This is a genomic window from gamma proteobacterium SS-5, assembly GCA_009497875.2.
In the GTDB taxonomy this organism is placed as follows: Bacteria; Pseudomonadota; Gammaproteobacteria; order Chromatiales; family Chromatiaceae; genus Magnetovirga; species Magnetovirga frankeli.
On record CP032508.2, the window covers coordinates 308,888 to 322,145 of the forward strand.

At 62.4% G+C, this 13,258-nt stretch carries 11 protein-coding genes; 8 read left to right on the forward strand and 3 right to left on the reverse strand.

The window, feature by feature from the left end; genetic code table 11:
- The first annotated feature begins 108 nt into the window (after window positions 1–108).
- Complete coding sequence (locus tag D5125_06665) at window positions 109–546, forward strand: transposase (GenBank protein ID QPB72220.1); 438 nt, start codon at window positions 109–111, stop codon at window positions 544–546.
- A 377-nt stretch (window positions 547–923) separates the two neighbouring features.
- Here the strand turns inward: D5125_06665 and D5125_06670 are convergent, their stop codons facing one another.
- On the reverse strand, window positions 924–1,274 hold the full coding sequence (locus D5125_06670; protein QFY89187.1) for a DUF4124 domain-containing protein: 351 nt from the start codon (window positions 1,272–1,274) through the stop codon (window positions 924–926).
- Between the two features lie 905 nt (window positions 1,275–2,179).
- Here D5125_06670 and D5125_06675 point away from each other — a divergent pair.
- The 4 genes from D5125_06675 to D5125_06690 all read left to right on the forward strand — a co-directional run bounded on the left by D5125_06675 (window position 2,180) and on the right by D5125_06690 (window position 8,966).
- Complete coding sequence (locus D5125_06675) at window positions 2,180–6,649, forward strand: EAL domain-containing protein (protein ID QFY89188.2); 4,470 nt, start codon at window positions 2,180–2,182, stop codon at window positions 6,647–6,649.
- Entirely contained in the window at window positions 6,646–8,100 is a 1,455-nt protein-coding gene (locus D5125_06680; protein ID QFY89189.2) for a GAF domain-containing protein, read from the forward strand. Before D5125_06675 ends, D5125_06680 begins: the two co-directional genes overlap by 4 nt.
- Entirely contained in the window at window positions 8,097–8,651 is a 555-nt protein-coding gene (locus tag D5125_06685; protein QFY89190.1) for a biliverdin-producing heme oxygenase, read from the forward strand. The genes D5125_06680 and D5125_06685 overlap by 4 nt, the downstream gene beginning before the upstream one ends.
- A 78-nt stretch (window positions 8,652–8,729) precedes the next feature.
- A complete protein-coding gene (locus D5125_06690; GenBank protein QFY89191.1) occupies window positions 8,730–8,966 on the forward strand; it encodes a DUF2835 domain-containing protein in 237 nt (78 codons plus the stop codon).
- Window positions 8,967–9,227: 261 nt separating this feature from the next.
- Here D5125_06690 and D5125_06695 read toward each other — a convergent pair whose 3' ends face one another.
- Window positions 9,228–9,833 carry a hypothetical protein gene (locus tag D5125_06695; protein ID QFY89192.1) on the reverse strand — a complete coding sequence of 202 codons (606 nt, stop codon included), beginning with the start codon at window positions 9,831–9,833 and terminating at the stop codon, window positions 9,228–9,230.
- 229 nt (window positions 9,834–10,062) lie between these two features.
- On the opposite strand from D5125_06695, the gene D5125_06700 reads away from it, so the two are divergent.
- From D5125_06700 to D5125_06710, 3 genes are all read left to right on the forward strand, one after another.
- Window positions 10,063–10,893, forward strand: coding sequence for a metallophosphoesterase (locus D5125_06700; protein QFY89193.1), 831 nt, complete (start codon window positions 10,063–10,065; stop codon window positions 10,891–10,893).
- 153 nt (window positions 10,894–11,046) lie between these two features.
- A complete protein-coding gene (locus tag D5125_06705; GenBank protein ID QFY89194.1) occupies window positions 11,047–11,337 on the forward strand; it encodes a TusE/DsrC/DsvC family sulfur relay protein in 291 nt (96 codons plus the stop codon).
- A gap of 143 nt (window positions 11,338–11,480) precedes the next feature.
- Window positions 11,481–12,686 carry an SUMF1/EgtB/PvdO family nonheme iron enzyme gene (locus tag D5125_06710; GenBank protein QFY89195.1) on the forward strand — a complete coding sequence of 402 codons (1,206 nt, stop codon included), beginning with the start codon at window positions 11,481–11,483 and terminating at the stop codon, window positions 12,684–12,686.
- 95 nt (window positions 12,687–12,781) lie between these two features.
- On the opposite strand, the gene D5125_06715 is transcribed toward D5125_06710, so the two are convergent.
- Complete coding sequence (locus D5125_06715) at window positions 12,782–13,009, reverse strand: hypothetical protein (protein ID QFY89196.1); 228 nt, start codon at window positions 13,007–13,009, stop codon at window positions 12,782–12,784.
- Window positions 13,010–13,258 lie beyond the last annotated feature (249 nt).

Sequence of the window (13,258 nt, forward strand, 5' to 3'; positions counted from 1 at the left end):
GCTCCGCGCGTTGCAATTGCGATGCAGTATGCAGATATTTTGCCTGTTGCGAAAGAAAAATAATGCTGAGGTCCACTTTAGGTCGGGTTAGCGCAGCATAACCCGACGTTGGCCTATATCAATGCACGACTACGGGTGACCGGCCATCTGTTTCAGGGACGGTTTGGATCTGTTGCCATGGATGAATCGCACCTGATGGCGGCGTTTCGCTATGTCGCCATGAATCCGGTGAAGGCAGAGCTTGTGGCCAGCGCGGTGGAATGGTTATGGTCCAGTACACCAGCCCATTTCAAGGGCGAGGATGACGGCCTAGTCGTTGTGAAGCCGTTTCTCGATCGCGTCGAACACCTGGGTGATTTTCTGGATATGACGCCGAATGCGGAACGCGAAGCGGCTTTGACGAAGGGGCAGCGTATTGGCCGTCCGCTGATGGAGGATCAAGCGTTAGAGGAACTTGAAAAGAAGCTGGGGCACCCGTTGCGACCGGGCCAGCGCGGTCGTCCTCCGTCTCCAAGGAAGGAGCATCAGCAGCTTGAACTAGTGTAACTGGTAAGGTGTCACTGTAATTCCAAAAAGGGGTATAAATCACCTGCGGGAGGCAGGGGTCGAAGGTTCGAATCCTTTCACTCCGACCAATTAAATCAATTACCTAGGCCATTTTCGGCAAGCCCGATTTTTGGCCAAATCTGCTGGGGTTCCTAACTAGCGGACATGGAGCGGACAGCACCACACAGGAACATGAAACATTATCTTGGCGGCTGCGGGACTCGAGCAACGCCTGCTGGGCTCATACCTTCAACCTTCTAACTTTTCAAGCACCCTGGCCAGGTCCGATGTTCTTGGCCAGGCCCACGGCGGCCATGGGCCGCCCTATCAACGCGGCCTGCTAATGCATCACATAGGGCGGGTCGCTCCCGCCGCCATCACCAGCGAGGAATGGCCCTTAACGCCCTGGCCTGCTCCCGTTGGGCCTCGGCAATCTCCTTCTGCGCCTTGATGTTATCCTGATGTCGGCGCTCCTCCAAGGCCGCCCTCGCCCGTGCCGCCCGTGCCTGCTCTGCCGCTTCAACCCGCTCCTGCGCACGCTGATTTATGGCCTGAACATCCAGGTCTGACTTAATGGCGGAGACTTCACGCACCTCTATCTTCTCAGCATCAACAGCGCATGGCACCTGACTAAAGGTCACCCGACCGTATTTATCCTCGCATTTATACACAGCTGCGCTCACATTGGCGCTGACGCATAGGGCTAAAGCAATCATTAACCTCTTCATTGTAACTCTCCAGTTAACATCAATATTGGCCTCATTCCCACGCGCCGCGTGGGAATGCCAAAACTCCGTGCTGCGGACAAAGAACGACAAACCCGATTACCCACAAACCTCAGCCCATCGGAGAGATTGACCTTTACCTGCGCCTGACAGCACATAGGGCGGCCCGTGGCCGCCGCGCCCTCGCAAGGTGCAGCCCCATTGCAAGCGGCTTGGCGGCGGGCGCGGCCCGCCCTATGCCTCGCGGCAAGCCAACGCCAGACAAGGACTGAGATACAGGCCGGATTCAAGCCGCAAGCGCACCACGCAGGGCGTCGGCGAAGCTCCGTAGGTCGGGTTAGCGCAGCGTAACCCGACGTTGGCCTCAGCGTGGCAACAGGCGTCAGCCAGTGTTCCTTGAAGAGGGTGACTACGCCCTCTACAAGGGGAATTACGGTGACACCTTACCATTTACACTAAAATTGTGTCTCACGCTGGCATCAAGCCATGGCAAGACTTCCCAGAATCTCTCTTTCCCATGCGCTGCGGAGCGTTGCATTGGTATCCGTCCGCGATTTTCGCTGTGGTGCAGAGCGAGGGTGGTGGGAGATCGCGGTGATCGGTGTTCGTTGGCGGCCATGGGGCGTTTGCGCTGGTTGGGTTCCGCAGCGCGAAACGGATGCATTCCCACGCAGCGCGTGGGAACGAGAAAAAATGATAGAGACCTGCATCCTAAATCCCGATAGCAACTCAATTCTACTGAAAAAAACCGGGTCAAATGCCTGATTTTTTTGGGTGAGAACGGGCTTAGGGTTTATCCTAGCGCACTGATTGGCCCGCTCGGGGTGGGCGTAGGCGAAGCTGCCGCTTTCCCATGCTACCCCTGGGCTGGCCTGAACCATCCAGCAAGCCAGCGCATGGAACCGCCCATGAAGACAGACAACAGCCTCTATATCGTCGGCATTGGTGCCTCGGCGGGGGGATTGGAGGCCATCAGTCAGTTGATCTCCGGTCTCAACCCCAACAGCCCCTGCGCCTACGTCGTCCTGCAGCACCTCTCCCCCAGCCACCGCAGCATGATGGTCGAGATTCTCGGCCGCGAGACCCGCTTGCAGGTGCGCGAGGCCAGCCAGGGCGATGCCCCCGAGGCCGGGGTGATCTATGTTGTACCCTCCAATTTCAATGCCCTGCTGCGGGATGGTCGCCTGCACCTGGTCACCGCCCCGCCCGAGGTAGTGCCCAAGCCCTCGATCAACCAGTTCTTTATCTCCCTGGCGGCGGAGGAGAATGAGAGCGCCATCGGCATCGTCCTCTCCGGTACCGGCTCCGATGGCGTGGCCGGGCTGCGCTCGATCCAGGCGGCCGGCGGCTTTACCCTGGTGCAGAGTCCGGAAACGGCCAAGTACGACGGCATGCCCCTGTCCGCCATCGAGGCCGGAGTGGCGGACCATGTCCTGCCGCCGGAGGCCATGCCGGCCAAGCTGCAAGACCTGCTGGCCATCCCCCAGCAGGTCGAGGCCAGCATCGACAGCGACCAGATCGCGCCCCTGCTGGACCAGCTTCGGGAAAAGCTGAAATTCGATTTCTCCGGCTACAAGATCGGCACCCTGATGCGGCGCATCCACCGCCGTCGGGTGGCGACCGGCAACGCCGACCTGACCGATTATCTGGAATGGCTCAAGTCCACCCCCCAAGAGCTGGACCTGCTGGCGCGGGACATACTGATCTCGGTGACCGCCTTTTTCCGCGACCGCGAGGCCTTCGAGGCCCTTAAGCTGGCGGTGAAGACCATCTGCAGTCAGCACAATCCGGGCAGCGAGATCCGCTGCTGGGTGGCCGGCTGCGCCAGCGGCGAGGAGGCCTATTCCATCGCCATGCTATTCGCCGAGACCCTGGGTGAGCGGCTCAAGGAATACCGCCTGCAGATCTTCGCCACCGATGTGGATGAGGATGCCCTGAATGTGGGCCGCCGTGGCCTCTATCCGGCGGCGGCCATGAGCGAGGTGCCCCCGGAACTGCTGGAGCGCTATTTCCTCCCGGTGCACAACAACCATGAGGCAGACAAGCGCCTGCGCGATCTGATCGTGTTCGCCCGTCACAACCTGGTCAGCGACCCGCCTTTTCTGCGCCTGGATCTGGTCTCCTGCCGCAATGTGCTGATCTACTTCGATGCCCCCTTGCAGACCAAGGTGTTGCAGACCTTCCACTTCGGCCTGGTCAAGGAGGGCTTTCTCTTTCTCGGCCGCTCGGAGAGCACCACCCACGCTGAATCCCTGTTCAACCCCCTGGATCGGCGCGAGCGACTGTTCCGCAAGAGCAGCGATCTGGGCCATCCGCCCCTGCTGCTGGGTACCCCCACCCGCTCCCCGGCCCAGCGCCGGGAGAGCAAGCTGGAGCTGCTGCTCAACAGCCTGGTACAGCATTTTGGCGCTACCGCCGTGCTCTGTGACGGCCAGGGCAATATCCAGCACAGCGTTGGCGAGGTGGAGCGTTTTTTGCAGTTTCCCGCCGGCGCCTCGCGCCTGACCCTGACCGATCTGGTGGTGGAACCCCTGCGTGCCGAGCTGATGACCCTGCTGCACCGCCGTCAACAACAGGGCAAGGCCCAGCGCGGTCGGCCGCGCAAGCTGGCGCGCAAGTGGGTGCGGGTGTTCGTCGAGCCGATCAGCGATGGCGGTGCCAACCTCAGCCTGGTGGTCTTCGTCGGCGAGAAACCGGCCAAGCAGGCAGCCGCCCAGGACGATGCCCCGCCTGTGGGGGTCAGCCAGGAGCTGGAGCACGAGCTGCAATCCACCCGCGAACACCTGCAGACCATGGTCGAGGAGATGGCCACCTCCAACGAGGAGATGCAGGCCCTGAACGAAGAGGCCCAGGCCTCCAACGAGGAGTTGCAGGCCACCAACGAGGAGCTGGAGGCGGCCAATGAAGAGCTTCAGGCCTCCAATCAGGAACTGGTCACCCTGAATGGCGAGCTCAACGCCAAGACCTCGGAGATGTTCCGCCTCAATGAGGAATACTCGCACCTCTACGATGCCCTGGAGTTTCCCATCCTGGTGTTCGATCGCGCCTGCCGCCTGATCCGCTTCAACGCCCCCGCCGAGCGCCGCTTCGACCTGCGCCCCACCGCCCTGCACAAGGCCGCCTCCAGCCTCAGGCTGCCCGCCAGGCTGGCCGATCTGGAGACCGTGCTGGAGGGGGTGCTGGCCCATGGCGACCGCCTCACTCAATCGGTGCAGCTGGATGGCCGCATCCATCACCTGAGCGTGGTGCCGGGGCTGGACAAGACCGGCAGCGTGGTCAACCTGGTGGTGACCCTGGTGGATGTGTCCGAGATCGCCCGCGCCCAGGACCGCCTGGCCGAGAGTCAGGCCAAGCTGAGCGTCCTCATGGAGAAGACCACGGTGATCTTCGCCATGAAGGACATCAGCGGTGCCTATGTGTTTGCCAACCGGCGCTTTCTGGAGTTCTTCGACCTGCCCAAGGAGGGCTATCTGAGCAAGACCGATTTCGCCTTGCTGCCCCAGGCCCTGGCCGCCGACCTCTGGGCCCTGGACCTGGCCGCCCTGCGCGAGGGCCGCATGACCCAGGGCGAGCACCAGTTCACCCAGGGCAAGCATCGCCGTCACCTGCGCAGCAGCCATCAACTGATGCTGGATGCCAAGGGCCAGCCCAGTGGTTTCATCATGGAGGCGGAGGATATCAGCCTGAAGAAGCTGGCCGAGGAGCAGATGCGCATCACCGCACGGGTGTTCGACCAGACCGGCGAGGCGATCCTGGTGACCGATGCCAAGGGCCACATCCAGACCGTCAACCAGGCCTTCTCGCGCATCACCGGTTATAGCCTGGACGAGGCCATAGGCCAGAACACCAATCTGCTCAAGTCCGGTCGTCATTCCGAGGAGTTCTACCGCGTGCTCTGGAGCAAGCTGGAGGAAACCGGTAACTGGCAGGGAGAGATCTGGAACAAACGCAAGAACGGCGAGGTCTATCCCGAATGGCTTACCATCAACCGGGTGGAGGACGCCCACGGCCAGCTGGAGCACTATGTGGCGGTGTTCTCCGATATCAGCAGCATCAAGAACGCCCAGCGAAAGGCCGAGTATCTCTCCACCCACGACACCCTCACCGGCATGCCCAACCGCAGCCTGTTTCAGGACCGCCTGCGCCAGGCCCTGGCCCAGGCGCGACGCACCAAGCAGCGCCTGGCCCTGTTGTTCATCGACCTGGACAACTTCAAGACCATCAACGACACCCTGGGACACGACGTTGGCGACGAACTGCTCAAGCAGGCGGCGGAGCGGCTGCGCGAGACGGTGCGCGACGTGGATACCGCCGCCCGTCTGGGGGGCGATGAGTTCACCGCCATCCTCACCGACTGCGACGAGGAGAGCGCCAGCCAGGTGGCCGGGCGTATCGTCGATGAACTGGCGGCCTCATTCAATATCCACCAGCACCGTTTGTTCGTCTCCGCCAGCATCGGCGTGGCCTTCTATCCGGAAGACGGCAGGGACTCGGCGGGCCTGCTCAAGGCCGCCGATGCCGCCATGTATCGGGCCAAAGAGCTGGGCCGCAACCGGGTGGTGTTCTTCCGCGAGGACTTCCATGTGCGCCTGCTCAAGCGCGCCGCCATGGAGAGCGCCCTGCGCCTGGCGGTGAAAGAAGGTCGCCTGCGCCTGGTCTTTCAGCCCAAATACGGCACCGACAAGGACTTTCCCCTGGTCGGGGCCGAGGCCCTGCTGCGCTGGCACGACCCGGACCTGGGCCATGTGTCGCCTGCCGAGTTCATCCCCTTGGCGGAAAACAGCGGCCTGATCCTGGAGATCGCCGGGCAGGTGGAGAACCTGCTGTTCGATCAGATCAATCTGTGGCGCGATATCGGCCTGCAGGTGCCGCCGCTGGCGCTGAATGTATCGCCCCACTCGATCCGTGAGCTGGGCTTTGCGCAAAACCTGCTGGACAAGATGCAGGCGCGCAAGATCGAGGCCCGCCAGCTGCGCCTGGAGATCACCGAGAACGCCCTGCTCGACTTCAACGAAACGGTGAAGGACAATTTCGACCTGCTCGCCGAGGCCGGCCTGCGCTTCTCCATCGACGACTTTGGCACCGGCTATTCCTCCCTCAGCTACCTCAAACGCCTGCCCATCCGTGAACTCAAGATCGACAAGAGCTTTGTCGATGGCCTGGGCGAAGACAAAGAGGACGAGGCCATCGCCAAGACCATCATCAGCTTCGCCAAGGCCCTGGAGCTGGCCCTGGTGGCCGAGGGTGTGGAGACGGAGACGCAGTTGACCTGGCTGATCGGCCAGGGCTGCGATATGGTGCAGGGCTATTACTTCAGCCGCCCGCTGGAGAGCGCCGATTTTGAAGAAAAGATCACCGATTGGAGGCCAGCAAAATGAGTAGTGCCTTTGTCCAGGCCTGTGAGCACGAACAATTGCACCTGTCCGGTGCCATCCAGCCCCACGGCTGTCTGATCGCCCTGGACGGGCAGGGCCAGGTCAGTCATGTCTCCGCCAATCTGGGGGAGTTTCTGCCCCTGCAGGCAGAGCAACTGCTGGGCCAGCCGCTGCCAGACTATCTCGCCGCGCCGTTGGATGCGCTGGGAATGACCGCAGGCAGCCGCAACGGCGGCGAGATCAACCCGCCCGGCCTAGACCAGGGCCTGGACGCCATCGCCTGGCGTGGCGGCGAGGGTCAGGTGATCCTCGAACTGACGGCCCGTCAGCTGGCCCCCGCCGGCGTGCCCAGCGCCGCCCAGGTGCCCCTGGAGCCGCCACCGGAGGACCGCCCGGGGCTGGCCCAGGCGCGACAGAACATCACCGAGCGCATCATGCAGCTGAGCGGCTGCCAGCGGGTGCTCTATTACGCCTTCCGCGCCGATGGCGATGGCGAGGTGCTGGCCGAATCACACCTGCCGGAGGCCTATGGCAGCTATCTGGGGCTGCGCTTCCCTGCCAGCGATATCCCCATGATCGCCCGTAACCTGTATCTGAAGAATCCCTGGCGGCAGATCCCCGATGCCCGGGCCGAATCCACGCCCCTGTTGAGCCGGGATCAGGCCCCGCTGGATCTGAGCTGGTCCGACCTGCGCAGCGTCTCGCCCATGCACGCCACCTACCTGAGCAACATGGGGGTGCGCGCCTCGCTCTCCTTTCCCCTGGTGGTGGGCAACGGCCTCAGCGGCCTGATCGCCGCCCACCACCGTCAGCCGCGCCAGCTCTCCCTGCCCCTGCTGGAACACTGCGCCGCTCGGGTGCGCGCCCATGCCCTGGCGCTGGGGGCCTTTCAGTCAAAAAATCGCATGATGCTGGTGGACAGCCTCACCCGCCGCCTGCAGGAGCCACGGGATATCCTCATGCGCCATGGAGATATCCGCAGCGCCTGGGAGGAACTGGCCCCCTGGCTGATCGAGCAGTTCCGCACCGATGGGGCCATGCTCTGCGTGCAGGATGAGGTCTATCACAGCGGCGAGGGGTTCGAGCCCGAGGCCCTGCACGCCTTCGACCACTGGTACCTGGACCATCCCAAGGAATACGTCTATCTGGAACAGAGCCTGAGCCGCGCCATCCCCGGCTTTCCCCTGTCCGAGGTGGCCGGGGTGCTGGCCATTGCCGTGCCCCGATCCGGGGGCGCGCCGCTGCGCCTGTACCTGACGCGCAAGCAGTTCATCCACGAGGTCGCCTGGGGCGGGCGGCCGGACAAGCCAGAGGAATTCCACGATGGCCAGCTGGGCATATCCCCGCGCCGTTCCTTTGAAAAGTGGGTGGAAAAACGCATGGGATACTGCCGGGAATGGGACAACGAGGCACGCCTGATGGCCCTGAAACTGCGTGAGGCACTGCTGCGATGACCAATCAACCCCCCCTGGCCGAACTACTGCGCGCAGCCACCCGTGAACAACACCAACAGCTCGACCGCCACCCCCTGCTGCGGCCACTGATCCAGCCCGGCATCCGCGCCGAGCAGTACAGCGCCGCCCTGGCCGCCCTGCATGGCCCCACCGCCGAGCTGGAGCGGCAGGTCGAGCCTCTGTTCCAAGGCCAGTCCGGCCCAGGCTACAGCCCCCGCATCCGGCTGCTGGCGCAGGATCTGGCGCGTCTGCACGGCCAACCCCGGCCCTACCAAGGGCCATTGCTGAAGCTGCACAACCCGGCCCAGCAAATTGGCGGCCTCTATGTGCTGGAGGGCTCGCGCATGGGCGCCTTTGCCATTGCCCAGCGCCTGGAGCAGGACCTGCCCGATCTGCCCCGCGACTTCTTCGGCAACGGCGGCCGCCGAGGCTGGCCGGACTACTGGCCGCCCCTGCTCGCCAGCCTCGATCCGAGTCAATACCCAGACGCCATCCAGGGTGCCCAACAGGCCTTCGAGGCCTTCATCCAGCACCTCAGCGCCTGCCACTGAACTTGGGAATCAACAGGAACCGCAATTAGCCCCCAGCAATGTCGGCCTGACCAAAAGGCCGCTAACTGGGATTCAGCCATGAACCCTCGTCGTACTCAGCAACCCATCCGCTTCTCTCTGTCCATCAGTGGCAGTGACTTTCTGCGCTATTACCAGGGTGGCGCTGTGATGGTCTCTGTGCTTGCCGAAGACCTGCGCCGCATCCAGTTCCCCGCCCGGCATCTACGCCCCTTTGTTAGCGAGGGAGGTATTCAGGGTCGGTTCGAGATGCTGCTGGACCAGGACAACCGCTTCATCAGCATGAAACGCCTTTGACAGGAAAAGACGAGAGACTCAAATTTCCCCCCTTAACAAAGGGGGGCCAGGGGGGATTTCTTCGACCAATCCCCCCCCCTTAACAAAGGGGGGCCAGGGGGGATTTCTGCGACCAATCCCCCCTTAACAAAGGGGGCAGGGGGGGCAATCCCCCTCAATCCCCCTTTTGCAAAGGGGGGCCAGGGCTGCGGCGGTCTCTCTCCAAAGGGGGACGGGGCTTTGCTGCCCAATTCAGGTCAATACCAGGCCGCAGTAGCAGGCTTAGCGCTCGCTGGAGATGTCTGCCATCTTGCGCCCTTTGCGTACCAGTTCGGCGAACTCCTGCCGCTCCTTGAACTCCATGAAGCGCTGCTGGGCGCTGCGGGTGGTGCGGTTGGAGTGTACCCGTACCGACATCTCGAGGGCCCGTTCGGCCAGATTGCTGCGGCCGGCCTGCATCGCCTTCAGGCCCTTGTCCGCCAGACGCTTGGATATCTGTATCGCCTCACGCCAGTGCTCGCCGTTGTAGCTGGGGTCCTTCGCCTTGCGCCGGTAATGCTTGCGCTTGAGGGCGTTGGCCTGACGAATCAGCCGGTTGACCTCCATGCGCGCCAGATAATCCTGCCGCCGGGCCTTGAAATTCAGATAGCGACGCTTGAGCTTTTTATTCCCGCCGTGCTGGTTGAGGGCGCTGCGATAGACCCCCTCGGCCCCCTTCCAGTCCCTGCGTCGCTCCAGGCTGCGCACCTTTTGCAATGCGGCGTTCAGGCTCATCTTCTGGTCTGATCTGAGGCCGTTGGTGCCGTGGCTGGCAAAGAATTCATTCACCCCGCAGCCGCTTAGCAGGGCCAGCAACAGCAGGGGCAGGATCAGTCGCGCTCTGGTCATGGTATGACTCCCATAGGGTTGTATGTCGGCTCAGGCCCCGGCAAAGCGCCCTCTGGCGGAGGCTCAGGGGGCTGGATGGGCTTGAGGGCCATCTGTATTTTAAGTAACAACATTAAGTTTATCTTATAACTTTTTAATTTCAAGTGGTTTTTGGAAGAAAGCCCTACGTCGAAGCGGGGGCTGGCATCGGGTTATACTGTGCCCTGGGCGTGGCGTTAGAGGTTTATCGATGAAAATTGCTGTCTTTTCCGATGTTCAGGGCAATCTGCCCGCCCTGCAGGCGGTGATCGAGGACATCCTTGCCTGGCGGCCGGACCTGACCGTGCTCAATGGCGATCTGGTCAACCGTGGCCCGCTCAGCCGGGATTGCCTGCTGTTGTTCGAGCACTACCGCGCCTGCCACAACTGGCTGCCCCTGAAGGGAAATCACGAGGAATACGTGCTGGACTGCCAGGCCCCGGCGGAAAACGCACTGGAGGGGGAGATGCGCCGCTTTGCCGAATGGACCCTGGCGCAACTGGGGGATGAGGCGGAGCGCATGCGCCACTGGCCGGATCACCTGACCCTGCACGGGCCGGACAGTGATCAGTGGGTCCACATCACCCACGGCAGCATGATCGGCAACCGGGTGGGTATCTCCGCCCGCATTGCCGATGCGGACATGGTCGGCCGGGTGCCCGAGGGGGTCGATCTGCTGGTCACCGCCCACACCCACAAGGTACACCAGCGGCGCTACGGCAATACGCCGATCCTGAACATCGGCTCGGTGGGCTCGCCCTTTGATGGCGATGTGCGCGCCAGCTACGCCCGCCTGACCTTCAGCCGGGGGCGCTGGCAGGCGCAGATCCGCCGTCTGGCATACGACCGGGAACAGGCCGAGCGGGATTATTACGACTCCGGCTTTCTGCCAGAGGGCGGCCCACTGGCACGGGTGATATTCGCCGAGTGGAAGCGGGCCGATCTGCTCATGCCCCTGTGGAAACGCGCCTACCTGGACGCGGTACTCCGGGGCGATATCGGCCTGAGCGCCGCCGTGGATGAGTTCCTGGCAAGGGGCTGATTCAGAGGACTGAGGACTGAGAACAGAGATTTGGAAGGCCTTGTCCGTTTCGCTTAGGCGAAAAATATGGCGTTTGGCCCTTGATTTAGATCATGCCGGGCCATACACTGGCAATACCTGATCTTTTTAATCAACTATTGAGAGGAACCCAACATGAATCTTGATCTGGATGGCGAAGGCTTTTTGCGTAACCGTGACGATTGGAGCGAGGAGGTGGCCGCCTACCTGGCGCAGCAGGATGGCTATGAATTCAACGATGAGATGCTGGAGCTGATCAAGAGCGCCCGTGCCATGTATGAGGAGAACGGCGTGGTGCCGCCGATCCGCAAGTTCTCCAAACAGGTGGGCGTGGACAGCAAGCACCTCTACGACATCTTCAAGAAGGGGCCGATGAAGCTGATCTGCAAATGGGGTGCCCTGCCCAAGCCCACGGGTTGCGTCTGAATCAGAAAACAGAAGACAGAGGACAGAATACTTCGCTTCGCTCAGCTCAGCTGAGGGTTCCCGTCCCATAGGGCTTTGCCTTCGATCAAGGTCGGTTGGCCTGGCTGTGGTAGAGTCTGGCCCTTTCACGACCAATTAGCGCCATGACCGATCACCAACTTCTGGGCCAGCTGGCCGCCCTGCAGGGTCTGATGATGCAGCTGGCGGAGACCAGCCCCGAGGGCCAGTTTGGCCAGCAGATCCACCCCGAGCTGGGCTCCCTGGCCCAGCTGCTGGGCCAATCCGTCTATCGCGAACTGTACTGGCTGCGTGAGGTGGTACAGCAGGATGCCGACCTGTCCCGCCGTGTCGAGCACCTGTTCCGTCCCGCCGCCCTGCCCCTGGCCGAACAGTGCGCCCAGCTGCCGCCCAAGGAGCACCTGCTCAACTGGGCGGCACAGATCCAGGATCAACACCTGCAACTGCTGGCCAATCCCGGCCTGCTGCCCAGCCACCCCCTGCTGGATGGCGATGCCATCCTCTACTTCATCCTGCAGGAACACGCCAAGGACTACGAGCGTATGCTCTCCCTGCAACTGCTGCATCGGCTAGGTCAGCAGGATCCAGGCTACCGGGTGGCACAGGTACTGGAACCCAGCCTGCCAGAGATGGATTTTGCCGAGGTCAACCAGGGGGCCTACCGCCTGGGCGGCCGTGCTGATGACCCCTGGGCCTACGACAACGAACTGCCCCAGCAGATCATCCAGCTCAGCGCCTACGCCATCGCCCAGCGGCCGGTGAACAATGCCGAATACCTGGGCTTCATCGAGGATGGCGGTTATCAGCGGCCAGAACTCTGGGGCGGGGCCAAGGCCTGGCTCAGGGAAGAGGCCCGAGGCGCACCCCTGCACTGGCGTCGGGATGGGCAGGGCCATTGGTATGGCCTGGGCCTGAACGGCCCGGCGGACCTGATCGCCGATGAACCGGTACAGGGCATCTGTCATCACGAGGCTAAGGCCTTTGCCGCCTGGGCCGCGCTTCAGCAAGGCCCGAGCCAGGGCGCGGTGCTGCCGCACGAGTTTCAGTGGGAGACGGCGGTGCGCACCCAGGCCATCCGCCCCGATGGCCGGGTCTGGGAATGGTGCAAGAATCTATTCAAGCCCTACGCGGGCTACCAGCGGCCGGACAGCAGCCAGTACGCCAGCGCCGATTTCACAAACCGGCACCGCGCCCTGCGCGGCGGCTGTCTGCACAGTCAACCCCTGTTGCGCCGCACCGGCCTGCGCCAGCGCGCCCTGCCCCACTGGAACTTTGCCTTCACCGGCCTGCGCCTGGTCAGGCCCCCAGGCAAACCCTTCTGGGAGAAGTGATGCCGTTGGATTGATACCCATAAAAAAAGCCCCGCAGGCGGGGCTTTTTAGGGGGATTCTGAATCTGCCAGGCCTCTGAGTGCCTGACGGCAGAATCAATCGACGCGCTTGGAGCCGACGATCTCGTGGGCCAGGTCAACCACACGGTTGGCCATGTCCATGTACTTCTGCCGGTAGTCAGACAGCAGGCCTTCGCTGGATGCCCAGTAGTCCTTGCCGGTGATACCGTTGGCGTGCTCGTAATCGATGAACTGACGCTGCAGGTCCAGCATCTGGTCGATCAGTTGTTTCTTTTCCTCGATGAGTGCTGCTTTTTCGCTCATATTTTTCTCCGCTAAATCGGCGGTTAAATGAAACCATGGTTGCCATCCAAACCCAGCCGGATGGCTGCAAACCGGGTCAATGACGGTTTGCTAATATACCAGCACCCCCAGCTGGGTTACACCCTTTTTTCATATCCACTATGGGGTATCCAGGCAGACGCTTGGCCCCAAAAAGGGCCGTTGAAGCGCGGATTATTCCCGAACCAGGGGCCTATCCTCTGTCCTCTGATAACGCACGGCGGCCACGGG

What these genes read in the sequence shown, in the direction of transcription:
- D5125_06715 (QFY89196.1), bottom strand. Translation starts at nt 13,009, where the DNA reads ATGAGCGAAAAAGCAGCACTCATCGAGGAAAAGAAACAACTGATCGAC.
- D5125_06670 (QFY89187.1), bottom strand. Translation starts at nt 1,274, where the DNA reads ATGAAGAGGTTAATGATTGCTTTAGCCCTATGCGTCAGCGCCAATGTG.
- D5125_06705 (QFY89194.1), top strand. Translation starts at nt 11,047, where the DNA reads ATGAATCTTGATCTGGATGGCGAAGGCTTTTTGCGTAACCGTGACGAT.
- D5125_06685 (QFY89190.1), top strand. Translation starts at nt 8,097, where the DNA reads ATGACCAATCAACCCCCCCTGGCCGAACTACTGCGCGCAGCCACCCGT.
- D5125_06710 (QFY89195.1), top strand. Translation starts at nt 11,481, where the DNA reads ATGACCGATCACCAACTTCTGGGCCAGCTGGCCGCCCTGCAGGGTCTG.
- D5125_06675 (QFY89188.2), top strand. Translation starts at nt 2,180, where the DNA reads ATGAAGACAGACAACAGCCTCTATATCGTCGGCATTGGTGCCTCGGCG.
- D5125_06695 (QFY89192.1), bottom strand. Translation starts at nt 9,833, where the DNA reads ATGACCAGAGCGCGACTGATCCTGCCCCTGCTGTTGCTGGCCCTGCTA.
- D5125_06690 (QFY89191.1), top strand. Translation starts at nt 8,730, where the DNA reads ATGAACCCTCGTCGTACTCAGCAACCCATCCGCTTCTCTCTGTCCATC.
- D5125_06700 (QFY89193.1), top strand. Translation starts at nt 10,063, where the DNA reads ATGAAAATTGCTGTCTTTTCCGATGTTCAGGGCAATCTGCCCGCCCTG.
- D5125_06680 (QFY89189.2), top strand. Translation starts at nt 6,646, where the DNA reads ATGAGTAGTGCCTTTGTCCAGGCCTGTGAGCACGAACAATTGCACCTG.